The sequence below is a fragment of the Thiopseudomonas denitrificans genome, from assembly GCF_002866065.1.
Lineage (GTDB): Bacteria > Pseudomonadota > Gammaproteobacteria > Pseudomonadales > Pseudomonadaceae > Thiopseudomonas > Thiopseudomonas denitrificans.
This window is the reverse complement of record NZ_LNJZ01000009.1, coordinates 370,376-394,336: the sequence shown is the minus strand read 5'-3', so window position 1 is coordinate 394,336 and position 23,961 is coordinate 370,376. Positions and strand designations below refer to the sequence as shown.

Genomic DNA, 23,961 nt, shown 5'->3' with positions numbered 1-23,961 from the left:
GGACTGTGGCTGCTGCGCTTGCGGCAATCCATTGATGGCCTGCAATCAGGGCATCTGCAACCTCTTCGAAGGGCGCGGAATCTCTAGGAGTCGTCATGCACGAATTTGAACTGATCCGGCAGGTGTTCCGTGAAGCGGATTACGCCAGACCGGGCGGGGCAGTGGTGCGCTCGATCGGTGATGACTGTGCCCTGCTGCATATCGCTGTCGGCGAGCAGCTGGCAGTATCCACCGACAGCCTGCTGGAAGACGTACATTTCCCGGCCGGAGCTGATGGCTTCTTGCTGGGCCAGCGCGCGCTGGCAGTGGCGGTCAGCGATCTGGCTGCCATGGGTGCCCGGCCACTGGCCTTCACTCTGGCGTTGAGCCTGCCCCGGGCCGATGTCGACTGGTTGCGTGAACTGTCGCGCGGCCTGCAGGCGATGGCGCAACAGACAGGAACTCCTCTGGTGGGTGGCGATACCACCAGGGGACCGCTGAATATCGGTGTAACCGTCATGGGTACAGTGCCTGACGGACAGGCGCTGCTGCGTAGCGGTGCCAAACCGGGCCAGCAGCTCTGGGTCAGCGGCCCGCTGGGCGCAGCCACAGCCGCATTGCAGGTGCTGCAGGATGGCGATAACGACTATCCCGGCCTGTTTGCTGCCTACTGGTCGCCCAGGCCGCAGCTTGAGCTCGGTCAGTGGCTGCGCGGCAAGGACGGCGCGGCTCTGGACGTTTCCGATGGCCTGCTGGCGGATGCCGGGCACATGGCGGCCGAGTCCGGTGTGCGGCTGGTGATCGAGCGGGAGCTGGTGCCGGTCCATCCGGAGGCGCTGGCGCTTTCGGCAGACCGGGCACCGGAATGGGCGCTCTGCGGCGGCGATGATTACCAGCTGGTATTTACCCTGTTTGAGCAGCAGGCGGCTGCCTTGCAGGCGCAATTTCCGCAAGCCTGTTGTATTGGACGTGTTTGTGAGGGGCAGGGCGTGTTGCTGGTTGACGGGCAGGGAAGGCCGGTTGAGTTCTCCCGCAGGGGGTATCAGCACTTCTAGGCTCTGAAGCCTGCATTGGTGACAGGCAGGCATTGCAGGGTCGCTGCGCATGCGTTCATACAAGCCCCGGGCCGTCAGCCCCGGAAGTTAAGGCCCGGCAGCACCCCGCACCCAGCTATTGTCATAAATGCCGTGCAAGCCGCTTGCTGTGTGTATACTCCTTTTTGAATGACACCTTAACCATCAAGGCGACAGGAATCTGATCGATGACAACCCGGCAACCACAGGTGTGGCGCAATTTCTGGCATTTTCTGGCGTTTGGTTTTGGCAGTGGCCTGGCACGCAAAGCGCCGGGGACCTGGGGAACGCTGGCCGGGCTGGGGTTTGTGCCGCTGTTGCAGCTGCTCAGCCTGCCGCTGGCGCTGACGGTGATCGTGCTGGCTTCGGTGTTTGGTGTCTGGCTGTGCGGCAAGGTGGCGGAAGATCTGGGCGTGCATGACCATGGCGGCATTGTCTGGGACGAGTTTGTCGGCATCTGGATCACCCTGGTGCTGCTGCCGGCGCACTGGGGCTGGTGGCTGGCCGGTTTTGTAGTGTTCCGTTTCTTCGATATTCTTAAACCCTGGCCGATTTGTGTACTGGATCGCAGACTCGGTGGCGGCCTGGGCATTATGCTGGACGATATTTTGGCCGGTGTGCTGGCCGCGCTGGTATTGTTGGCGGCAAGTTTGTTGATGTGATCCGGATGCGGGCTGCTTGCCGCCATGTGCGTGCCGGAACTGCCTGCATCTATCGGTATCAAAGGGTGGTTGCCGGGGCAAGGAGTGTGCATGGTTCGGTACGTGGTTTTTCTGGCAATATTTCTATGCAATGGCGTGCTGCAGGCGGAGCCTGTGGTGCGTGTTGTCGGTCTGTTTTCCGATGCGGCAGTGGTCAATATTGATGGTCAGCGCACATTGCTCAAGGCCGGGCAGGAAGGCCCGAAAGGCATCCGGCTGGTGTCGGCCGACAGCCGTGGAGCGGTATTGAGCATCAATGGCCGACAGCAACGCATGGAGCTGGCCCGGGATTACAACCAGGGCGGTTACAGCACGCCGGAAAAGCAACGGCTGGTGATTGCCCGTGGACGCGGCGGCCATTACTGGATCAATGGCTCGGTCAATGGCAACAGCATGCCGTTCTTGCTGGATACCGGCGCTTCGTCGGTGGCGCTCAATGAAGCACAGGCGAGACGGCTGGGTATTGATTTCAAGACAAACGGCCGGCCCATGCAGGTGACGACAGCCAGTGGCGTCGAGCGTGGCTGGCAGGTCAGTTTGCGCAGTGTCAAGGTGGGGGCCATCGAGGTGCTGGGGGTCGAGGCGGTGGTGCTGGAAGGCAGTTTTCCCACTGATGCCTTGCTGGGCATGAGTTTTTTGAACCGGATTGGCTGGCGCCAGGAACAGGATGCGCTGATCCTGGAAGCCAAATATTGATCAGGAACGAGGATGTTGCAGTGAAGCGTTTTTTTGTCATGTGCGGCTTGTCGGCTGCAATTGCCCTGACCGGTTGTCAGGCGGTGAATACAACCGAAGCAGGTGCGGTGGGCGTACAGCGCAAGCAGTACATGTTCAGCGCCCTGTCGACCGAGGAGATCAACCAGTCGTACGCGCAGATGTACCGGGAAACCCTGCAGGAGGCCAAAAGCAAGGGCAAGCTGGATACCAGCAGTGCGCAGGCCCGCCGCTTGCAGACTGTCGGGCAGCGACTTATTGCCCAGGCACCTTATTTCCGGGCTGACGCACGGAGCTGGCAGTGGGAGGTGAACCTGATTGACAGCGGGGACATCAACGCCAACTGCGGCCCGGGTGGCAAGATCATTTTTTACAGTGGTCTGATCAACAAGCTGAAGCTGACCGATGACGAAATAGCGGCGGTAATGGGTCATGAAATTGCCCACGCCCTGCGCGAGCACAGCCGCGAGCAGATGTCCCGCGCCTATGGCATGGAACTGGCCAAGACCGGTGTCGGTGCCCTGCTGGGAGTAGGTGAGGGCGGCCTGGCAATGGTCGACGTGGCGGTCAATTACGGCATGATGTTGCCCAACAGCCGCAGCGCGGAAACGGAAGCCGACCTGCTTGGCATCGAGCTGGCTGCCCGCGCCGGCTATGACCCGAATGCCGCCATCAGCCTGTGGCAAAAAATGGAACAGGCCGGCGGTGGTGCGCCACCGCAGTTCATGAGTACGCACCCGTCGTCAACAACACGCATCCAGAATCTGCAACAGGCCATTCCCCGGGTCATGCCCATTTATCAGCAGAGCCGTCGCTGAATCCGGTGAGCGGCCTGCTGTCAGTCGTCGCCCAGCGGCAAGTCACGCGCCTGCTCCAGCAGTTCCTGTAACGCTGTATCGTCCAGCCCGAGCCGGGTGCAGATGGCTTCTCCCATCTTGTCCCATTCGCGGGTGTGGCACTGGCCGGAAGTTTGCTGGAGCAGGTATTCGGCCAGCTGCGCCAGCATGATCAGGTTACCGGACTCTACAGATAGAACCCGGTTGTCCGTTGCAATCAGGGTGCAGTCGTGATGATGGCGAACCGCTTTGCAGGTGTCGGAAGCCAGCCACCAGGATTGTGTCAGCAGGTAGCCGATCAGGGCGTGACTGGTTGAATGCCGTTCTTCCTCTATTTCGGTGAATCCCCGCAGGAGGCAGGTGTTGGCCTCCTGCAAGGTTGCATGGTAGTCGGGAAAGCGGCTGAGCATGATGGGGATGCCGGCATCACGGAACAGGCTGAAGGTGTAGGCCAGATCGGCGGCAATATTGACCCGGGCCTGCAGCTGTTGTGCCAGCCAGCCCGAGAGACGGGCTATTTTCATCGAGCTGTCCCAGAACCGATCCAGTTGCGGTGGAGTCGGCAGGGCACGCTGTAGCGTGATGCTGGCAACCGCGTTGGCGGTGGCCCTGATGCCCAGCAGGCTGATGGCCTGCTGCACCGTATGGGCCTTGTCGGGCAGGCCGTAAAAAGGCGAGTTGACGGTTTTCAGCAGGCTGGCGGCAACGCCGGCATCGGCGCTGATGATGACCGCCAGCGCACGCAGGTCAGGCTCGGTTTTCCGGGTTTCGGTGACCACCTGTTGCAGAATTGCCGGACAGGGCGGGATGCGGTTTTGTTCGATGCTTTTCAGTAGCTGTTCGGGAAGTGAGGGCGCGGAAGCAGCCATGGATCAGTTTCCTTTAAAGTCGGTCAGCCAGCTTTCCAGTTGCTGCTCGGGAAGGGGGCGTGTGAAGAGGTATCCCTGCAAGGCATTGACTCCGGTACCGAGCAGCGTATCGAGCTGCTCCGGTGTTTCGACACCTTCAGCCACCACGGTCATGCCGAGGTCCTGGGCCAGCCGGGTGATGGCCCTGACAATGGCCAGGGATTTCTTGTCTTCGGGCAGGTTTTTGACAAAAGTGCGGTCAAGTTTCAGCTTGTTGGCCGGAATGTCTTTCAGATAGGCCAGGCAGGAGTAGCCGGTACCGAAGTCGTCAATCGCCAGCGACAGTCCGGCCTCGACGGCTGCATCAAGGTTGCGGCGAACGGCAATGGAGGTATCCATGAACAGTGACTCGGTCAGTTCCAGTTCGAGCAGGGACGGTGGCAACGGGCTGATGGTGAGCAGGGCCTGCAATGTCTGCTGGAATTTCGGAGCCGTCAACTGGGCACGGGACACGTTGACCGCTACCTTGGTGGGGTGACCGTTGGCCAGCAGTTGTTCGGCCATGTGGGCGGCCGTAAGCAGGGTCCAGTCACCGAGTTCGATGATCAGGCCGGTTTTTTCCGCCACCGGAATGAACCGGTCGGGCGGCAGCATTTCGTCGCCGATCCGGCAACGCATCAGGGCTTCACAGGCTTCAATGCTGTTGTCGGTGACATTGATGACCGGTTGATAGTTGAGTGAAAACCCTCCGGTCTCCATGGCTTGATGAAGCTTTTCCTCAATGCTCAGCTCGTTACGCTTCAGGATGGTTACGGGGTTGCCATGAACGGACCCGGAAGCGACTACGGTAGTCAGGGCTCCGCCGCTTTGTTTGGCCTCCTGCATGGCCTGGTCAGCACGTTGCAGCAGGCTGGTTGCCGACTCGGTACCCAGGCTGGCCACGCCAATGCTGCATGACTGGCGCCAGTTGGCCTGGCCGATCTGCAGGGGGACGCGCAGGGTCGCATGGATGTGCCCGGCCAGGGCTTCAGCGGTTGACAGTGGGAGGCCTGGCAGCAGGATCAGAAATTCGTCCGCGCCGATGCGGCCAATCCGGCTGCCGGGGCTGATTTGTGCCTGCAGGCGCTGGGCCAGGCGGTACAGCACTTCATCACCGGCATTATGGCCGAATGATATATTGACCTCCCTGAAGCGGTTCAGACTGACCCAGAGCACACACAGGTTGCTTTCGCCGTGTGCAAGGCGTTCGGTTTCCAGTATGCATTCCTGGCGATCGAGAAACCCGGTCAGCTCGTCCAAGAAACGTGTCCTTATGTCAGGGATACCGGCGAACCGGGCGAATGATATATGGGTGTTATAGTCCCGGCCCGGACCTGGGTCAAGTCCATGAGCATGCAAATATTGAAGATGGACAAGGATATTTTTTACATTTGCCGGTAGCCCCGGTTGCACCGGCAGGGGACCTGTTCTGTGTATGTGGCCGGAGCAGGGGCGTTAGCACGCTGGGCAGGTAATTGCCAGTATGGGCAACGGGCTGGCGTTTACGTAAAATGATTGTTTTTCGCGGTGCAGGGTCAGGTATGCAGGAGCAAGCGGGTCAGGTTGGAAAAAAAGGCGGGCTGCTGCGCTCCAGCATGGTCGTTAGCATGATGACCATGCTGTCACGGGTGCTGGGCATGGTCCGTGACATTGTAGTGGCCGGCTACTTTGGTTCCAGTCCGGCGGCCGATGCCTTTTTCATCGCGTTCAAGATTCCCAACTTTCTGCGTCGCCTGTTTGCCGAAGGTGCCTTCGCCCAGGCCTTTGTGCCGGTATTGTCCGAGTATCGTGAAAAGCGCACGCTGGCCGAGGTGAAGATCCTGGTCGACCGCACCGCCGGGCAGCTGGGGTTTGTCCTGACCATTATCACTCTGCTTGGCGTGGTGCTGTCACCTTGGCTGATCATGCTGTTTGCGCCGGGCTTCCATTCCGACCCGGCCAAGCTGGAACTGGCCGGCGAGCTGCTGCGCATCACCTTTCCCTATCTGATGCTGGTGTCGCTGACCGCTTTTTGTGGCGGCATTCTCAACAGCTATGGCCGTTTTGCGGTGCCGGCGTTCACACCGGTACTGCTCAATCTGTCGATGATCGGTGCGGCAGTGTTTTTAAGCCCGCTGTTTGACCAGCCGATCATGGCGCTGGCCTGGGGCGTGTTCATTGCGGGGGTCGCGCAGCTGCTGTTCCAGCTGCCCTTTCTGTGGCAGATCCGTTTGCTGCCGTTACCCAGACCGGCCAAAGGTCATGAAGGCGTCAAGCGCATCATGCTATTGATGCTGCCGGCGCTGTTCGGTGTCGGTGTGAGCCAGATCAACCTGTTGCTGGATACCGTGCTGGCGTCGTTTCTGCAGACCGGCAGCGTATCCTGGCTGTACTACGCCGACCGTCTGTCGGAGTTGCCGCTGGGTGCATTCGGCATTGCCGTGGGGACAGTGATACTGCCCGCGCTGTCACGCCAGCATGCCGGAGAAGATCCGAAAGCCTTTTCCGCGACGGTGGACTGGGCGCTGCGCATGGTACTGCTGGTCGGTGTACCGGCGGCGCTGGCACTGGGCGTGCTGGCCGAACCGCTGATTGCCACCCTGTTCCATTATGGCCAGATGACGGATGTCGACGTGCGCCAGTCGGCGCTGGCGCTGCAGGCCTACTCGCTGGGTGTGCTGACCTTCATGCTGATCAAGGTGCTGGCGCCGGGCTTTTTTGCTCGCCAGGACATGAAGACGCCGGTGCGCATTGCGGTGATCTGCATGGTGGCCAACATGGTGATGAACCTGATCCTGATCTGGCCGCTCAAGCATGTCGGGCTGGCGCTGGCCACCTCGCTGTCGAGCATGCTCAACACCGGCCTGTTGCTATGGGGCCTGCACAAGGCCGGTGTATATCGTGCCGCACCGGGTTGGGGCCGCTTCATATTGCAGCTGGCAACCGGCTGTGTGCTGATGGTTGCCGTGGTGTTCTGGCTCAATGCTCCGTCAGCGGAGTGGCTGGCCTGGGGCTGGCAGAAGCGGGTGCTGGAAGTCGGCATTCTGGTCGTGGCCGGGATTGTCGCTTTTGTTGCTGGCCTGGGATTGACGGGTATGCGCTTGCGGCATTTGAGGCGCTGACCGAATGCCGAGCGGATAAATTCGAACCTGTATGAGGCTGGGCTTTCTCAGGGGCAAGCCCCTTCGCACAGGCTTTTGTGCCTGTGCGAATTCATTCGCACATGATTCCTGCTCCGGTGTGGCCGGATCTGCAGTTGTTCGAATAAATTCGAACCTACAGGTGTGGATGCTTATGCGTTCACACCGTTTGTTTCATGACCGTTATTGGCCAGGCGAATTCATTCGCACATGATNGCTTTTGTTGCTGGCCTGGGATTGACGGGTATGCGCTTGCGGCATTTGAGGCGCTGACCGAATGCCGAGCGGATAAATTCGAACCTGTATGAGGCTGGGCTTTCTCAGGGGCAAGCCCCTTCGCACAGGCTTTTGTGCCTGTGCGAATTCATTCGCACATGATTCCTGCTCCGGTGTGGCCGGATCTGCAGTTGTTCGAATAAATTCGAACCTACAGGTGTGGATGCTTATGCGTTCACACCGTTTGTTTCATGACCGTTATTGGCCAGGTGCTGTCTGGCCTGCTTGAATAAATCCGAAGCCATGGGTGTAGGTGCGAATTCATTCGCACATGGGCCCCGCTCCCTCGTAGATGTTCGAATAAATTCGAACCTACAGGTGTGGATGCTTATGCGTTTACACCGTTTGTTTCATGACCGTTATTGGCCAGGTGCTGTCTGGCCAGCTTGAATAAATCCGAAGCCATGGGGGTAGGTGCGAATTCATTCGCACATGGGCCCCGCTCCCTCGTAGATGTTCGAATAAATTCGAACCTACAGGTGTGGATGCTTATGCGTTTACACCGTTTGTTTCATGACCGTTATTGGCCAGGTGCTGTCTGGCCAGCTTGAATAAATCCGAAGCCATGGGTGTAGGTGCGAATTCATTCGCACATGGGCCCCGCACCCTCGTAGATGTTCGAATAAATTCGAACCTACAGGGCAGGGCTGGACGTGAAGACATCACTCCACCACCCCGGTTACCCGTACACGGCGATCGGCTGCGGCACTGGTGACCACTTCTACCGGCTTGCGAGCCAGAACCCGGTCATCAATGTGATTCTTCAGGGCAATCAGCAGGCCCATCACCAGAAAGGCACCAGGGGGCAGGATGGCCAGCAGGAAGCCCTGGTAGTTTTCAAACACCACCCAGGTCCAGTTGGTTGCAATGGGACCAAGCAGCAGGTGCATGTTGGCAAACAGCATGCCGGTACCCAGCAGCTCGCGCACGATGCCGATTGCCAGCAGCACCAGGGCAAAGCCCAGCCCCATGATGAAACCGTCATAGGCCGAGCTGAGCACGTTGTTCTTGGCGGCAAAGGCCTCGGCGCGGCCGAGGATGATGCAGTTGGTGGTGATCAGGGGAATGAACACGCCCAGAATCATGTACAGCTGATAGGTGTAGGCCTGCATCAGCAACTCGATGCAGGTGGTCAGCGCGGCAATGATCATGACGAACACCGGCAGGCGGATGGCCGGGGTTACCGCGTTGCGGATCATGGATACGGCGGCGTTGGAGCAGGCCAGTACCAGCAGGGTGGCGATGCCGAGGCCAAGCGCGTTGACGGTGGAGTTGCTGGTGCCCATCAGCGGGCACAGGCCAAGCAGCTGCACCAGGCCGGGGTTGTTCTTCCATAGGCCGTTGATAGTCAGTTCCCTGTAGTTGACGCTCATGGCAATTCCTCCGGCGTTGGGCTGCTTAGTGCCGAGGCAAATAGCTGTTCATTATGGGCATCGAAAAACTGCAATGCCTTGTGTACGGCCCTAACCACGGCACTTGGTGTGATGGTGGCGCCGGCGAACTGGTCGAAGTCGCCCCGGTTCTTGCGGACTTCCCAGCGATCGCTGTCGGTATTGATCAGACTCTTGCCGGTAAAACTGTGGATCCAGTCGCTTTTACCGGTCTCGATCTTGTCGCCGAGACCGGGCGTTTCATGGTGCTCCAGCACACGGACGCCGGCCAGGTTGCCGTCGGCGGTGATGCCAATCAGCAGGCGGATGCTGCCACTGTAGCCGTCCGGTGCGGTGGCCTGCAGGATGATGGCGGCGGGCTCGCCGGCCAGGAATGCCAGATAGGCCGGCTCCGCTGCACGGTTGCCCAGCAGGGGATCATCCAGTATCAGGGTGTGTTCGAGCAGGTTGTTGTCATAGCTGCCGGCCGGCAGGATCTCGCTCAGAGCTTGCAGCTGGGCCTGCTCGCGGGCCTGTTCGATACGGCTGGCGGTACCCTGCTGGATCAGTGCCACGATGGCCACGGTAATGGCGGCGAACAGGCCCAGCACGACGGCGTTCTTGCGGATGGAGCGGGGCATGCTGTCAACGACGGACATCACTGGCCCTCCGTATTGAAACCGCGCTTGGCCTTGTCATGGCCGTAGGTACGCGGGCGGGTAAAGTAGTCCAGCGTGGGGGCGCACAGGTTCATCAGCAGGACCGAGAAGGCGATCGCGTCCGGGTAGCCGCCCCAGCTGCGGATGATGTACACCAGAATGCCGACGCCGATACCGAACAACAGGCGGCCACGGGTGCTGGTGGCGCTGCTGACCGGGTCGGTGATGATGAAAAAGGCACCCAGCATGGTGGCACCGCTGAACAGGTGGAACAACGGCGAGCCGTTGGATTCGGAGCCGTTGCCGCCCCAGAAGATCAGGCTCATGACGAACAGGGCGCCGAGCATGCCGGCAGGGGCGTGCCAGGTGTAGACCTTCTTGTGCAGCAGCCAGAGGCCGCCCAGCAGGAAGGCCAGGTTGACCAGTTCGCTGTCGCGTGACGACAGCCAGCCAAAACCGGTGTAACCGTCCCAGAGCTCATCCAGCGTTAGCCCCTGATTGTTTTTCAGGCTATCCAGTACCGTTGCCTGGCTCCAGCCGTCAAGCCAGGGCGTACCGGCGAACATGTGGCTCAGACCGCCACTGAAGGTGACGGCATGGGCGGCCGGCCAGCTGGTCATGTCTACCGGGAAGGACACCAGTACCACCACGTAACCGAGCATCGCCGGATTGAACGGGTTCTGCCCCAGCCCGCCAAACAGCTGTTTGCCGAAGACCACGGCAAAGCCGGTGGCGACCAGCAGCAGCCACCAGGGTGACCAGGGCGGCAGGGCCAGGCCCAGCAACACGCCAGTGACGAGCACGCTGTAGTCTTTCAGATAAAAGCCGATCGGGCGCTGGCGCAGCTTGAGGACCAGGCTTTCAAAACCGGCGGCAAACAGGCTGCACAACAGCACGTTGAACAGTGGCCCCAGGCCGAAGAACCAGCAGGAAACCAGCAGTCCGGGAATGGCCGCCAGAATGACGCGGCGCATGATGTTGCGCGTGTGGTCATGGCGTACGGTATGGGGTGAGGTGACTTGGCTTAAAAACATGGTTACTCCGGTGTACCGGTTTCGGCGTCGGCCAGTGTCTGTTCGGCTTTGAGCATGGCTTCACGCAATGGAGCCAGCTCGTCTTCGGACGCTTCGGCGCGTTCGGCTTTTTTCAGTGCAGCCCTGGCCATGGCCAGCTCGATTTTGGCTTTCTTGGCCGCTTCGCTCAGTGCCGGCCGTGCAGCTTTGGCCGGTTTTTCGGCGGCAGGTGCTGCGGCTGTTGCGTCGGGCTCTGCTGCAGCAAGCGCTTGTTGTGCCGCCTCGGCTGTAGCCTTGAGCTGCGCCACCTGTGCATGCAGCTCGGGAGTGTCGTGCTGTGCCAGCTGTTTTTCCGCCTTGGTCAGCGCGACACGGGCCATGCTGGCTTCGATTTTCAGTTTTTTTAGCTGGTCGGCAGAAGGGTCGGAACCTGCGACTGGAGCCGGCTTTGCAGCATCCGCTTTTTCCTTGGCAGCCTTGGCTTTGGCCATGCGCTCGGCACGAGCCTGACGTTCGGCGGCCTTGCGCTCCTCTTCCAGGCGCAGACGTTCCTGACGGAATTCGAAGCGCTGGCGCGCGTGTTCGGCCTTGATCTGTTTTTGCTGCTGCTCGCGAATGTCGGCCTTGGCCGAGCGGTAGTACTGCACCAGCGGGATTTTCGAGGAGCAGACGTAGGAACAGGCACCGCACTCGATGCAGTCAAACAGGTTGTTGGCCTGCAGCTGTTCGTGATCATCGCCCTGGGCATAGAACAGCAGCTGCTGTGGCAGCAGGCCGGCAGGGCAGGCCAGTTCGCATTCGCCGCAGCGGATGCAGGGCAGTGCCGGCTCGGGCGCGGGCATTTCCTGTTCGGTACTGGCAATCAGGCAGTTGCCGGTCTTGATCACCGGAGCATTGAGGTCGGCCAGGCTGAAGCCCATCATCGGGCCGCCAACGATGACCCGGTTCATCCGGGTTTGATCCAGACCTGCCTGTTGCAGCAGTTCGATGACCGGGGTACCAACCAGGCATTCCACGTTCATGGGTTGCTTGAGTGCGGCACCGGTCAGGGTGGTGATGCGCGAAATCAGTGGTCGGCCCAGGTAAACGGCGTCGTGCACGGCAGCGGCAGTACCCACGTTCTGGCAGACAATGCCGATGTGGGCCGGCAGACCGCCCGAGGGCACTTCCTTGCCGGTAAGAACCTTGATCAGCTGGCGCTCGCCACCGGAGGGGTACAGGGTGGGAATGCTGACCACATGCCAGGGGCGGGTACCCAGAGCAGCCTGCATGGCGGCAATTGCTTGTGGCTTGTTGTCCTCGATGGCGATGACCACCTGGCGGGCATCGAGCAGGCGCTGCAAAATGGCGGCACCGCTCAGAATGTCGGCGGCGCGCTCGCGCATCAGCATGTCGTCAGCGGTGATGTAGGGTTCGCACTCGGTGCCGTTGATGATCAGGGTGTCGATACTGGCCTGTTGCCCGCTACGCAGTTTGGTTGCGGTGGGGAAACCGGCACCACCCATGCCGCTGATGCCTGCGGCGCGGATGCGTTGCAGCAGCTGCTCGTCATCCAGCTCGTCCGGGTTGGCGGGCCGGATATCCGGGTGCCATTGATCCTTGCCGTCGGTACGGATCTCGATGGCGTTGTATGGCTGGCCGGAGGCGTGCGGGTAAGGTGCCGCACCGATACGCTCGACGACACCTGAGCTGGGTGCGTGTATCGCAGCACCCAGGCCGGCCGGGCTGGCAATCAGCTGACCCTTGTAGACGTGCTCGCCTTCGCTGACGCAAGGCTCGGCCGGCTGGCCGATATGCTGCAGCAGGGGCACCACCAGCAGCCCGGGCAAGGCGGCCTGCTGGATGGGCATGGTGGTGGATTGCTGTTTGTTTTCCAGGGGATGAATACCGCCGTGGAACTTGTGCAGGGTCCAATGGGTACTCATGCCTGGTCCTCCCGGTCGGTGGCGATGATCAGCAGGTCGGGTATCGGTGAAGGCTGCTCCCACTTCCAGCTGCGCAGGTCGCCTTCGACCGGACGCATCTCGATGCAGTCGACCGGGCAGGGCTCGACGCAAAGGTCACAGCCGGTGCACTCGCTGACGATCACCGTGTGCATCTGCCGTGCGGCACCAAGGATGGCATCGACCGGACAGGCCTGGATGCACTTGGTGCAGCCGATGCACTCTTCTTCTCGGATGTAGGCGACCTGTACCGGTTTTTCGCCTTCGACGGCATCCAGCGGTTCGGGTTCTACATCCAGCAAATCGGCCAGGGCCTGGATGGTGGCTTCACCACCGGGCGGGCACTTGTTGATCTTGTCACCGTTGGCAATGGCCTCGGCATAGGGGCGACAGCCGGGATAGCCGCACTGGCCACACTGGGTTTGTGGCAGCAGGGTGTTGATCTGGTCGACGATCGGGTTGCCTTCGACGCGGAAACGTACCGCGGCGAAACCGAGAATGGCACCAAAGATCAGGCTCAGTACGGTCAGGGTGATGACGGCAATCAGGATCAGGCTCATAGCTTGACCAGCCCGCTGAAGCCCATGAAGGCCAGTGACATCAGGCCTGCGGTGATCATGCCGATGGCCGCGCCCTGGAAGGGTTTGGGTACGTCGGCAAGGCCGATGCGCTCGCGCATGGCGGCGAACAGCACCAGCACCAGCGAGAAGCCGAGTCCGGCGGCAAAGCCGTTGATGCTGGAGGCGATGAAACCGTATTCGGCCCGGTTGGCGTTGAGCAGGGCCACGCCGAGCACGATGCAGTTGGTGGTGATCAGGGGCAGAAAGATGCCCAGCACGCGATACAGCACGGGGCTGGCTTTCTGTACCAGCATTTCGGTGAACTGGACCACCACGGCGATCACCACGATGAAGCTGATGGTACGCAGGAATTCGAGATCCAGTGGCTTCAGCACATAGGCCTGCAGCAGGTAGCTGCAGATGGCGGCCAGAGTCAGCACGAAGGTGGTGGCCAGCGCGAGGCCGATGGCGGTTTCTATTTTCTTGGAAACACCCATGAAGGGACAGAGCCCGAGGAACTGTACCAGGACAAAGTTGTTGACCAGGATGGCGCTCAGGGCAATGAGGACTAGCTCGCTCATGAATATACAGCCGGAACCTGAAAAAAATGGTGGCGGTATTATCCTTTAGGCGTTCACCGGGTACAAGCTTGCCCCTGCCGGCAGCCAGAGCATTTTGACATATATTGATAATTGCCAAGGCCCCTGGCCATGAGGGGCATGCCAGCAGTGACCTGTTGTCGCAGTAGCCAGGTAGAAGATGACAGATGTTTTTGCGCGATGCGCAGCTGTATGTCCTGTCACTTCAGGAGTAGAATGCACCGTTGAAATGTTTATATACAAAAGGGCTGCGCTTGAACCTGTTTCTCGCTTCTACATCACCACGCCGGCGTGAATTGCTGGCACAACTGGGTCTGCCATTCACCGCTCTGGATGTCGTCATTGACGAGTCGAGACGCACGCAGGAGCCGGTGGCCAGCTATGTCGAGCGCATGGCCAAGGAAAAGGCCGAGGCCGGCTTGCAGATGCTGGACGATCCGGCCGGTGCGCTGGTGCTGGCGGCGGATACGGTCGTGGCACTGGAAGATGAGCTGCTGGAGAAACCGGTCAGCCGCGAGCAGGCCGGGGCCATGTTGCGCAGCCTGTCCGGACGCTCGCATGTAGTGATGACGGCCTTCGCCCTGAAAACTGCCGGTTGCATACGTGTGCAGCGGGTCAGCACCACGGTGTTCTTTCGCAACGTGCTGGAACGGGAGGTGGGCTGGTACTGGGAAACAGGCGAGCAACAGGACAAGGCGGGTGGTTATGGCATCCAGGGCCGTGGCGGGCTGTTTGTCAGCTCGATTGTCGGCAGCTATACCAACGTGGTTGGTCTGCCGATGGCCGAGGTTGTCATGGCGTTGCGCGAAGCCGGGCTGGAGTTTGTCGGTTAACGTGCAGGTCCTTTCCGGTTTCATGTTCGCTGCATCTGTATACAGCTGCCGGCTCCAGGCAGGCAGCTGACCCGGTCTTTGCCGTGTTTCAGCCCTGGCAGCTCCCGTCTTTACTTTGTACTTGCAGCACTTTCATGGTGTTGGTGCAGCCGACACAGTGGTGGGTGTCACCCTGGGTGAGGATCACCCAGTCGCCTTCCTGAACGCTACCCTGGCTGACCAGGGTATCGATGGCAGCCGTGGATACTTGGCTTTCGGCGTGACAGGAAGGGTCGAAAGCGATGGTTTCCACACCGCGAAACAGCGCCACCCGCGCCTGGGTGGCACGGCTGGAGGCAAAGGCGAAGACCGGAATGGTCGAGCGAATGCGCGTCATGACCAGCGGGGTGTGGCCGCTCTCGGTCAGGGCGATGATGGCCTTGACACCCGGAAAGTGGTTGGCGATGTACATGGTCGCCAGTGCGATGCTTTCATCCTGGCGCGCAAACTCGCGACCGATACGGTGCGAGGATGAGCGCAGCGAAGGTGAGCGTTCTGCTCCCAGGCAGATGCGGGCCATGGCGGCGACGGCTTCGACCGGGTAGTGTCCGGCTGCCGTTTCGGCAGACAGCATCACGGCATCGGTGTTGTCCAGCACGGCATTGGCCACGTCGGATACTTCGGCACGGGTCGGCATGGGGCTGCTGATCATCGATTCCATCATTTGCGTCGCGGTGATCACGGCCTTGTTGTGACGGCGGGACGCGGCAATGATTTTCTTCTGGATGCCGACCAGCTCGGCGTCGCCGATTTCCACGGCAAGGTCGCCACGGGCCACCATCACGGCATCGCTGGCCTCGATCAGGCCGGCCAGTACTTCATCGTTCATTACCGCTTCGGCCCGCTCGATTTTCGCCACCAGCCAGGCGTCGCTGCCGGCTTCGTCACGCAGCTGGCGGGCCAGCTGCATGTCGGCGGCGTCACGCGGGAAAGATACGGCAATGTATTCCAGTTCCAGCTCGGCAGCCAGACGGATGTCTTCGCGGTCCTTGTCGGTCAGGGCCGGGGCGGTCAGGCCGCCACCGCGTTTGTTGATGCCCTTGTGGTTGGACAGGACACCGCCGACCAGAACCCGGCATTCAAGACTGTCCGGGGTGACTTCCTCGACGCGCAGTACCACGCGACCGTCATCAAGCAGCAGCTCGTCGTTCACGTTGCAGTCGGTAACCAGGCCGGGATAGTCGATGCAAACCCGTTCGGCGGTGCCGGCATCTTTCGGGTGGCTGAGGGAAAAGCTGAAAGCCGCGCCGGTTTTCAGCTCGACCTGGCCTTCGGTAAAGCGGGCGATACGGATCTTGGGGCCTTGCAGGTCACCCAGCAGGGCAATGTGGCGGCCATGTTTGCCGGCCAGCTCGCGGATGCGGACGGCCCGCTGGCGGTGTTCGTCGGCAGTGCCGTGCGAGAAGTTGAGACGGGCCACATTCATGCCTGCCAGGATCAGCTGCTCCAGCACTCCGGGCTGATCGCAGGCAGGGCCCATGGTGGCAACGATTTTGGTACGGCGTAATGTCATGGCTGGAAGGTCCTTGGCGTGAAGGGGCCAGAATGGAAAAAGGCGCTGCAGTGCAGCGCCTTTGGATCTTAACGCTCCAGGTACTGGAGCTTGTCGGCAACACCGTCCCACTCTTCGGCATCGGGCAGCGGGTCTTTTTTCTCGCTGATGTTCGGCCACACTTCGGCCAGTTCGGCGTTCAGTTCGATGTATTCCTGCATGTCCTCGGGCACCTCGTCTTCCGCATAGATGGCAGCAGCCGGGCACTCGGGCTCGCACAGGGCACAGTCGATGCATTCGTCAGGGTGGATGGCCAGGAAGTTGGGGCCTTCGTAGAAACAGTCAACCGGGCAGACTTCCACGCAGTCGGTGTATTTGCACTTGACGCAGTTGTCGGTTACCACAAATGTCATGTCGGATTCTCCAGGCGGGTGTGGTTCCGGTTCGCGGTGTGCCGTCAAACCGGATACATTTTTAGTTATATGTCTGACGCTGCGGCTCGTTGTCGGAAGGCCGGTGCCGTCAGCACTTTAATTGCACTAAGTTGGAATGCTGATAACAGCGAAATTCTAGCATGCCCCACGGCGTTGCCGGCAGCGACACCAGGTCGCGAGCGTTATGTGCGGATGCAGGCTTGCGCAGCCGTTTGCACCGGCGGATTCGTGGATATAAACGGTCGCATTCTAGCAGCTTGTGCCTGTGGATGTTAGAACCTGTCCTTCCAGTTATATAACAATTCCAGTGCCTTGCGCGGGCTGAGTTCATCGGGGTTGATCTTGCTCAAGGCTTCAACAACCGGGTGCGGGGCACTGGCAAACAAGTCCGCCTGCAACGGTGCATCACGTACCTCGCCGGGAAGGGGACGGGGCTGCTGTTCAAGGCTCTGCTGTTCCAGTTGCTGTAGATGCTGGCGGGCCCGTTCGATGACCACCTCGGGCACGCCGGCCAGCTGGGCCACCGCCAGCCCGTAGCTCTGGCTGGCCGGGCCGGGCAGCACGTGGTGCAGGAACACGATGCGTTCCTTGTGTTCTGTTGCACTCAGGTGCACGTTGGCGACATGTTCCAGTTGTTCGGGCAGTGCGGTCAGCTCGAAATAATGGGTGGCAAACAGCGTCCAGCTGCGCAGGGTGGCCAGCTGTTCGGCGGCGGCCCAGGCCAGCGACAGGCCATCAAAGGTGCTGGTGCCGCGGCCGACTTCGTCCATCAGCACCAGACTGTGCTCGCTGGCATTGTGCAGGATGTTGGCGGTTTCGCTCATTTCCACCATGAAGGTGGAGCGGCCTCCGGCCAGATCGTCACTGGAGCCGATACGGGTGAAGATGCGGTCCACCGGCGACAACCGGCAGGCGGCAGCCGGAACAAAGCTGCCGATATGGGCCAGCAATACGATCAGTGCCGTTTGCCGCATATAGGTGGATTTACCACCCATGTTGGGACCGGTGATTATCAGCATGCGGCGGTCGTCGTGCAGTTCGACATCGTTGGCGACAAAGGGCGTGGTCAGTACCTGCTCGACCACCGGATGGCGGCCCTGTTCGATGTGCAGGGTCGGCTCGTCGACGAACTGCGGGCGGCACAGGTCAAGATCCAGTGTGCGGCCGGCCAGGTTGACCAGCACGTCCAGTTCGGCCAGTGCCATGGCACTCAGCTGTAGCTCGCCCAGCTCGGCAATCAGTTGTTCGATCAGCTGGTCATACAGCTGTTTTTCCAGGGCCAGGGCACGGCTTTTGGCGGACAGGGCCTTGTCCTCGAACTCTTTCAGTTCGGCGGTGATGAAGCGCTCACCGCCTTTCAGGGTCTGGCGACGGATATAGTCCATCGGTGCCTGCTCGGCCTGCCGGGTGGGCAGCTCAATGTAATAGCCGTGCACGCGGTTATAGCCGACTTTCAGGTTGCCCAGGCCGGTACGCTCCTTCTCCCGGGTTTCCAGGTCGAGCAGGAACTGGGCGGCGTTCTCGTTGATGTTGAGCAGCTCGTCCAGTTCGCTGTTGTAACCGGCCTTGAGCACGCCGCCATCACGGATCACCGCTGGCGGGCTGTCGACAATGGCGCGCTCCAGTGTGTCGGCGAGCTGCGGGAACTGGCTGATTTCGCCGGCCAGTTGCTGCAGGCGGCCATCGGCGAAGGACTGTAGTGCCTGTTGCAGTTCCGGCAGGGTGTTGAGGGCGTCGCGCAGCCGTGCCAGGTCACGTGGGCGGGCACTGCGCAGGGCGACCCGGGCCAGCACCCGCTCGGTATCACCGATATGCTTGAGCAGCGGCTGCAGGGTCTCGAAACGGTAATCGGTGAGCAGGTGGGCAATGGCATCCTGACGCTGTTCCAGCGCATCACGCTGGCGCAGTGGGCGGTGCAGCCAGCGGGTCAGCAGGCGGGTGCCCATGGCGGTCTGGCAGCGGTCCAGCACCGACAGCAATGTGTTGTCACGGCCACCGGACAGGTTCTGGTCCAGCTCAAGGTTGCGCCTTGTGGCGGCGTCCAGTACCACGCTGTCGCTGGCTTGCTCATGGTTGAGCCGGCGGATGTGCGGCAGGGCGGTGCGCTGAGTGTCTTTTGCGTATTGCAGCAGGCAGCCGGCGGCGCCGAGTGCCAGGCCCAGACCGTCACAGCCGAAACCGCGCAGGTCCTTGGTGCCGAACTGTTGGCACAGCGCCTTGCGGGCGCTGTCGATATCGAACTCCCATGCCGGGCGTTGCTGGCGGGTGCGCTGCTGCGGCAGCCGGTCAAGCAGATGCCAGTCCTCCGGCAGCAGCAGCTCGGCCGGATTGTAGCGGCCGAGCTCGGCCAGCAGGGCGGTTTCGCCAGTGACTTCCTGTACCTGGAAACGGCCACTGCTGATGTCCAGTACGGCAAGACCGAATAGCTGGTCATCGCCGAGCACGGCGGCGATCAGGCTGTCCTGGTGCTCGTCGAGCAATGCTTCGTCGGTCAGGGTGCCGGGGGTGACGATGCGTACCACCTGGCGCTCGACCGGCCCTTTGCTGGTGGCAGGATCGCCCACCTGTTCGCAAATCACCACCGACTCGCCCAGCCTGACCAGTTTGGCCAGATAGCCTTCCACCGAGTGGTGGGGGATGCCGGCCATGGGGACTGCCTGTCCGGCTGACTGGCCGCGCGAGGTCAGGGTGATGTCCAGCAGGCGCGCCGCCTTCTTGGCGTCATCGTAAAACAGCTCGTAGAAATCACCCATGCGGTAGAGCATGATCTGGTCGGGGTGCTGGTTTTTCAGTTGCCAGTATTGGGCCATCATGGGCGTGTGTTGGGCGCTGGAATTGGACATGGAGCTCGCTGGGTGATCTGGTTTGAAGGGGTGATGAAAGAGGGATACTTTACATGAAAAGCGGGCGCGATGGTTTGGGGGTGGTTTTGGAGCGGGTGGAGGAGGGTGGCCCGGCCGGGCCGGGCTGCTGTCGCGGTGTAGGGTTGCGGCTTGTGTGGGCGGGTTTGTATTGCGACGTTTGCAGGGCTGATTGCCGTTGTCTGGTGTTGTCGCTTTTTCAGGGAGGCAAAACCGGGTCGCTACTTGTTCTTTTCGCGTACCGCACGCTGCATTTCGCGCTGGGAGTCGCGCTCCTTGAGAACGTGGCGCTTGTCGAAGTCCTTCTTGCCCTTGGCCAGGGCGATTTCGCATTTGACCAGATGCTTTTTCCAGTACAGGGCCAGTGCCACGCAGGTGTAACCCTGGCGCTGGACGCCGCCGAACAATTTTTCCAGTTCGCGCTTGTGCAGCAGCAGCTTGCGGGTACGGGTCGGGTCCGCGATGACGTGGGTGCTGGCGGTTTGCAATGGAGTGATGTGGCAGCCCATCAGCCAGGCTTCACCGTCCTTGAGCAGGACGTAGCTGTCGACCAGCTGGGCCTTGCCTTCGCGCAGGCTTTTCACTTCCCAGCCGGCGAGCGCGAGCCCCGCTTCAAAACGGTGCTCGATGAAATAATCGTGTTGCGCTTTCTTGTTGAGCGCAATGGTCCCCTTGGGGTGTTTTTTCTGTTTGGCCATAGCAGCGGCATTATAGAGACAATATCGTCCTCTGGCGAGAGGGCACTGACGGATTTGAAAATGCACTGTGGCAAACGGGTGGCTGTTGCAGGGCGGCCGCTTTCGGTAGACTGTTGCGCCATCAAGATCTGACTGGGCATGAACAGACCGATGACTACCAAGATTAACCGTTCGGCATTGCTGCCCTATCCGGCACAGGCGCTGTTTGACATGGTCAATGATGTGCAGGCCTATCCGGAGTTTCTGCCATGGTGCTCGGCAGCGAAGATTCTGGAGGCCGATGCGGAGCAGATGAAGGCTGAACTGACCGTGGCCAAGGCCGGCCTGTCCCATCAGTTCACCACACAAAACCGGCTGGTGCCGGGTAAGCGTATCGAAATGCGGCTGGTCAAAGGGCCGTTCAGCCATCTGCACGGGGTCTGGACTTTCCAGACCCTGACGGACGAGGCGAGCAAGATCAGTCTGGATCTGGAATTTGATTATTCCGGCTTTATCATGCGGGCCACCCTGGGCCCGCTGTTCAACCATGCCGCCAACACCATGGTGGATGCATTCTGCCAGCGGGCACAACAACTGTATGGGTAAAGCGATGCTGGATATTGAGGTGGCCTATGCACTGGCCGACAAGCAGAAAATCGTGCAGCTGCAGGTGCCGGCAGGCACCACGGTACGCCAGGCGGCATTGCAGTCGGGGCTGGAACGGGATTTTCCCGGCCTTGATCTGGCAAACAGCCCGCTGGGCATTTTTGGCAAGGCGGTTGGCAAGCCGGATGAGCAATTGCTGGAAAACGGGGAGCGGGTCGAGATTTACCGGCCCTTGCTGGTGGACCCGAAAGAGGTGCGCAAGCAGCGTGCCGAACGGGCGGCCCGTACCAAGGCTGACGATCAACAAGCTGACGAAGACTGAAGCGGTGCCGGTTTGCCCGGTGCGGTCTGTGCCTGTATGGGGGTTGCGCACTGAAACGGAACGTCTGGTCCGGCTACATGGGGACTTCTACCTGTCCAGGTGCGGTCACCCGGGCGTGTACGACCCGCTGTGAGCGGGTGTTGCGTACACGGATCTGTTGGCCCAGACTGCCGTCACCCAGTGCTTCTCCGGGCATGCGGACGCTGATCGTGCCACTGGTGGCGCTGATCACGACCTGATCGCCACGCCGGATCATGGGCGGGATGCGGATCTGGTTGGGCAGGACGGGTTGTCCGGCACTCATGGCGCGGGTGGCCATGGCTCCGGCGGCCTGTTCAAGCTCCAGGAAGTATCCCTGGTTGAGCTGGCTGATGTCGCGCTCGGCCAGCATCAGGTCGCTGGTCTGCAACAGACTGTTGCGTTTTACCGGGTGACGGGTCACGACGATATCCAGATGCAGACTGACCTGGGCAGGTACAAAAATACTCCAGGGCGTGGTACCGGTACAGCGAACGCGTACTGTCAGACGACCAACCGGGGTATCGTTGTTTTCCAGGCTGGCTTGCAGCGGTTCGCTGCAACTGTGCATGCGCAAGCGGGGGTCAAGCCGGCCAACCCTGACCTGATGGCGGCCTGGAATCTTGCTTGTAGTCAAATATTCCCGGGCCTGCTGTTCAAGAAAAGACTCGGTGGTGCCGATAATGTCGTCAACACTTGTGTAACCTGCTGCCATTGCCTGGCCGCCGAAAGAAATCAGGCTCCCCTGTATCAGCGCCAGCAACCCGCTGCGCAGGTATCCGGAGTACGCCATGGGCGCTTTGATCGACATGCTCGGGCTCCTGTTTTGCTACGGGTTTTGCTGGTGAAGGGCTTTAGGTTAACACATGGATGCAGGGGGTCCAGTTGTGCGTCTGTGATGACGCTGCGGCCTGCATTACAACATGAATTTTATGAAGAGCTTCCAGACGCCACGGATGTGCGCGCTGAACAAGGCTGGAGAAAGTGTATGGCAAGTATTTTGGATTCGGTCAACCAGAGAACGCAGCTGGTGGGGCAGAATCGCCTGGAGCTGCTGCTGTTTCGCCTGTCAGGCTCGCAACTGTACGGCATCAACGTGTTCAAGGTGCGCGAGGTGCTGCCGTGTCCGCCCCTGACTTCCTTGCCGTATGCCAGCGAGGTGGTACGCGGGGTGGCGTCGGTACGGGGGACCACGGTGCCCATCATTGATCTGGCACTGGCCACGGGCCGGCGCGAAAAAACCGATCTTGAGCACAGCTTTGTCATCATTACCGAGTACAACACCCGGGTGCAGGGCTTTCTGGTCAGTGGCGTGGAGCGCATTGTCAACCTGAACTGGGAAGCGGTGTTGCCGCCGCCGCCCGGCAGTGGCCATGATCACTATCTGACTGCAGTGACCCGCGTTGACGAGCAGCTGGTTGAGATCATTGATGTGGAGAAGGTGTTCGCGCAGGTTGTGCCCGGTGATGAAACCGTGGATGACGGGGTGATTGACGAGCAGGTACGCAGCGCTGCCGGCGGGCGCAAGATCATGATTGTCGATGATTCATCGGTGGCACGCAAACAGCTGCGTCGTGTGCTGGAAGATATCGGTGTCGAGCTGGTGGTCCTCAATGATGGCCGGGCTGCCTATGACTACCTGCATGACCTGTTGAAGCGCGGGCTAAGCCCGGCGGGCGAGTTTGCCATGTTGATTTCGGATATCGAGATGCCGGAAATGGATGGCTATACCCTGACGGCGGAAATCCGCAGCAACCCGGAGCTCAAGGACATGTACATCATGCTGCATACCTCGTTGTCCGGTGTATTCAACCAGGCGATGGTCGAGAAGGTGGGTGCCAACGAGTTCCTTGCCAAGTTCAAGCCCAACGAGCTGGCCGACAAGGTGATTACACGTTTGCGCAGCCTGTCCTGACAGGCGCGAATGCTTGCCGGAGCATGCCGAGGAAGCGGGGAATGTCACGATGGTACAATGCCCGGTCAAAAGGGTGGCAAATGATTTATAATCAGACCCGCATCATTCATTATTAAAGGCGCATGCCGTGTCAGTGACGAATCTGGATTTTGATCTGTTCCGTGATTATCTGGAAAAACAGTCAGGCATCTTGCTTGGTGACAACAAGCAATACCTGGTAACCAGCCGGCTCAGGAAGATCATGGAAAATGAGCGGCTGCAGTCCCTGGCCGAACTGGTCAGGCGGATGCAGTCCCAGCCGCGTAGCGGCCTGTATCAGCAGGTCATCGATGCCATGATGACCAATGAAACCCTCTGGTTTCGCGATGGTTATCCGTTCGAGGTGATGAGGACCCGGGTATTGCCCGAGTTGGTGCAAAAATACCCGAACCAGCGCCTGCGCATCTGGTCGGCGGCCAGCTCGTCGGGCCAGGAGCCCTACTCGCTATCGATGCTGCTGGACGAGTATGAGCGTGCCAACCCGGGGCAGCTGCGTGCCGGTGTGCAGATTGTCGCGACTGACCTGTCAGCCAGCATGCTGGACGTATGCAAGGGCGGGGAGTACGACGCCCTGTCCATGGGGCGCGGTTTGTCGGTCGAACGTCAGCAGCGCTATTTTGAAAAGCTTGAGGGCGGTCGCTGGCGCCTCAAACTGCCGGTGCGTCAGCGTGTCGACTTCCGCCAGCTGAACCTGCTGGAAAGCTATGCCCTGCTGGGCAAGTTTGATGTGGTGTTTTGCCGTAATGTCCTGATTTACTTCTCGGCAGATGTGAAAAAGGATATCTTGCGCCGCATCCACGCCACCCTCAAACCGGGCGGTTACCTGTTTCTTGGCGCTTCCGAGGCGCTTAATGGCTTGCCTGAGCTGTACTCCATGGTGCAGTGCAGTCCGGGCATCATTTATCAGGCCAAATGATGATGGCTGCCGGCATGGCATAAGACCGCTTGCCGGCATGTCCGGTGTTTCGATGGATGTCAGGGCTGCCTGTTGGTGAC

22 protein-coding genes and 1 pseudogene are annotated in these 23,961 nt (G+C 60.4%); 10 read left to right on the top strand and 13 right to left on the bottom strand.

Going from position 1 to position 23,961, the window contains the following annotated elements; genetic code table 11:
• The first annotated feature begins 95 nt into the window (after positions 1-95).
• The 4 genes from thiL to AR306_RS11000 all read left to right on the top strand — a co-directional run bounded on the left by thiL (position 96) and on the right by AR306_RS11000 (position 3,285).
• Complete coding sequence (thiL, locus tag AR306_RS11015) at positions 96-1,034, top strand: thiamine-phosphate kinase (RefSeq protein ID WP_101497612.1); 939 nt, start codon at positions 96-98, stop codon at positions 1,032-1,034.
• Positions 1,035-1,240: 206 nt separating this feature from the next.
• Complete coding sequence (locus tag AR306_RS11010) at positions 1,241-1,714, top strand: phosphatidylglycerophosphatase A family protein (RefSeq protein WP_101497611.1); 474 nt, start codon at positions 1,241-1,243, stop codon at positions 1,712-1,714.
• A gap of 90 nt (positions 1,715-1,804) precedes the next feature.
• Positions 1,805-2,449: a retropepsin-like aspartic protease family protein gene (locus tag AR306_RS11005; protein ID WP_101497610.1), complete on the top strand. Its 645-nt coding sequence runs from the start codon at positions 1,805-1,807 to the stop codon at positions 2,447-2,449.
• 38 nt (positions 2,450-2,487) lie between these two features.
• Positions 2,488-3,285: a M48 family metallopeptidase gene (locus tag AR306_RS11000; protein WP_101498009.1), complete on the top strand. Its 798-nt coding sequence runs from the start codon at positions 2,488-2,490 to the stop codon at positions 3,283-3,285.
• A gap of 20 nt (positions 3,286-3,305) precedes the next feature.
• On the opposite strand, the gene AR306_RS10995 is transcribed toward AR306_RS11000, so the two are convergent.
• On the bottom strand, positions 3,306-4,172 hold the full coding sequence (locus AR306_RS10995) for an HDOD domain-containing protein (RefSeq protein WP_101497609.1): 867 nt from the start codon (positions 4,170-4,172) through the stop codon (positions 3,306-3,308).
• Positions 4,173-4,175: 3 nt separating this feature from the next.
• Positions 4,176-5,450, bottom strand: coding sequence for a putative bifunctional diguanylate cyclase/phosphodiesterase (locus AR306_RS10990; protein ID WP_133539723.1), 1,275 nt, complete (start codon positions 5,448-5,450; stop codon positions 4,176-4,178).
• A gap of 281 nt (positions 5,451-5,731) precedes the next feature.
• Between AR306_RS10990 and murJ the strand changes: the two genes are divergently transcribed.
• A complete protein-coding gene (gene murJ / locus AR306_RS10985) occupies positions 5,732-7,291 on the top strand; it encodes a murein biosynthesis integral membrane protein MurJ (RefSeq protein ID WP_101497607.1) in 1,560 nt (519 codons plus the stop codon).
• A 956-nt stretch (positions 7,292-8,247) separates the two neighbouring features.
• On the opposite strand, the gene AR306_RS10980 is transcribed toward murJ, so the two are convergent.
• From AR306_RS10980 to rsxA, 6 genes and pseudogenes are all read right to left on the bottom strand, one after another.
• Complete coding sequence (locus AR306_RS10980; RefSeq protein WP_101497606.1) at positions 8,248-8,958, bottom strand: electron transport complex subunit E; 711 nt, start codon at positions 8,956-8,958, stop codon at positions 8,248-8,250.
• Complete coding sequence (rsxG, locus tag AR306_RS10975; protein WP_101497605.1) at positions 8,955-9,614, bottom strand: electron transport complex subunit RsxG; 660 nt, start codon at positions 9,612-9,614, stop codon at positions 8,955-8,957. Before rsxG ends, AR306_RS10980 begins: the two co-directional genes overlap by 4 nt.
• The gene (locus tag AR306_RS10970; protein ID WP_101497604.1) at positions 9,614-10,648 is read right to left on the bottom strand and encodes an RnfABCDGE type electron transport complex subunit D; all 1,035 of its coding nucleotides are present in this window, start codon (positions 10,646-10,648) and stop codon (positions 9,614-9,616) included. Before AR306_RS10970 ends, rsxG begins: the two co-directional genes overlap by 1 nt.
• A gap of 8 nt (positions 10,649-10,656) precedes the next feature.
• Positions 10,657-12,552: pseudogene (gene rsxC, locus AR306_RS10965) on the bottom strand (electron transport complex subunit RsxC); the annotation flags it as partial.
• Positions 12,549-13,130 carry an electron transport complex subunit RsxB gene (gene rsxB / locus AR306_RS10960; protein ID WP_101497602.1) on the bottom strand — a complete coding sequence of 194 codons (582 nt, stop codon included), beginning with the start codon at positions 13,128-13,130 and terminating at the stop codon, positions 12,549-12,551. The gene rsxB and the pseudogene rsxC, both read right to left, overlap by 4 nt.
• The gene (gene rsxA, locus AR306_RS10955) at positions 13,127-13,711 is read right to left on the bottom strand and encodes an electron transport complex subunit RsxA (protein WP_101497601.1); all 585 of its coding nucleotides are present in this window, start codon (positions 13,709-13,711) and stop codon (positions 13,127-13,129) included. The genes rsxB and rsxA overlap by 4 nt, the downstream gene beginning before the upstream one ends.
• Positions 13,712-13,983: 272 nt before the next feature.
• Here rsxA and AR306_RS10950 point away from each other — a divergent pair, with 272 nt between their 5' ends.
• The gene (locus AR306_RS10950) at positions 13,984-14,562 is read left to right on the top strand and encodes a Maf family protein (RefSeq protein ID WP_407071209.1); all 579 of its coding nucleotides are present in this window, start codon (positions 13,984-13,986) and stop codon (positions 14,560-14,562) included.
• An 88-nt stretch (positions 14,563-14,650) separates the two neighbouring features.
• Here the strand turns inward: AR306_RS10950 and pyk are convergent, their stop codons facing one another.
• The 4 genes from pyk to smpB all read right to left on the bottom strand — a co-directional run bounded on the left by pyk (position 14,651) and on the right by smpB (position 20,086).
• Positions 14,651-16,114 (bottom strand): pyruvate kinase, encoded by a 1,464-nt coding sequence (gene pyk / locus AR306_RS10945; protein ID WP_101497600.1) that lies wholly within the window; start codon positions 16,112-16,114, stop codon positions 14,651-14,653.
• Positions 16,115-16,182: 68 nt separating this feature from the next.
• Complete coding sequence (gene fdxA, locus AR306_RS10940) at positions 16,183-16,506, bottom strand: ferredoxin FdxA (RefSeq protein WP_101497599.1); 324 nt, start codon at positions 16,504-16,506, stop codon at positions 16,183-16,185.
• A 293-nt stretch (positions 16,507-16,799) separates the two neighbouring features.
• Positions 16,800-19,370: a DNA mismatch repair protein MutS gene (gene mutS, locus AR306_RS10935; RefSeq protein WP_101497598.1), complete on the bottom strand. Its 2,571-nt coding sequence runs from the start codon at positions 19,368-19,370 to the stop codon at positions 16,800-16,802.
• A 239-nt stretch (positions 19,371-19,609) separates the two neighbouring features.
• A complete protein-coding gene (gene smpB / locus AR306_RS10930; protein WP_101497597.1) occupies positions 19,610-20,086 on the bottom strand; it encodes an SsrA-binding protein SmpB in 477 nt (158 codons plus the stop codon).
• A 150-nt stretch (positions 20,087-20,236) separates the two neighbouring features.
• On the opposite strand from smpB, the gene AR306_RS10925 reads away from it, so the two are divergent.
• Positions 20,237-20,671, top strand: a complete 435-nt coding sequence (locus AR306_RS10925; RefSeq protein WP_101497596.1) for a type II toxin-antitoxin system RatA family toxin — start codon at positions 20,237-20,239, stop codon at positions 20,669-20,671.
• Positions 20,664-20,993, top strand: coding sequence for an RnfH family protein (locus AR306_RS10920; protein WP_101497595.1), 330 nt, complete (start codon positions 20,664-20,666; stop codon positions 20,991-20,993). Before AR306_RS10925 ends, AR306_RS10920 begins: the two co-directional genes overlap by 8 nt.
• A gap of 73 nt (positions 20,994-21,066) precedes the next feature.
• Here the strand turns inward: AR306_RS10920 and flgA are convergent, their stop codons facing one another.
• Entirely contained in the window at positions 21,067-21,822 is a 756-nt protein-coding gene (gene flgA / locus AR306_RS10915; protein ID WP_169926752.1) for a flagellar basal body P-ring formation chaperone FlgA, read from the bottom strand.
• 177 nt (positions 21,823-21,999) lie between these two features.
• Between flgA and AR306_RS10910 the strand changes: the two genes are divergently transcribed.
• Together AR306_RS10910 and AR306_RS10905 are read left to right on the top strand one after the other, a co-directional pair.
• On the top strand, positions 22,000-22,926 hold the full coding sequence (locus tag AR306_RS10910) for a chemotaxis protein CheV (protein WP_101497594.1): 927 nt from the start codon (positions 22,000-22,002) through the stop codon (positions 22,924-22,926).
• A gap of 127 nt (positions 22,927-23,053) precedes the next feature.
• Complete coding sequence (locus AR306_RS10905; RefSeq protein WP_101497593.1) at positions 23,054-23,881, top strand: CheR family methyltransferase; 828 nt, start codon at positions 23,054-23,056, stop codon at positions 23,879-23,881.
• Positions 23,882-23,961: the final 80 nt, after the last annotated feature.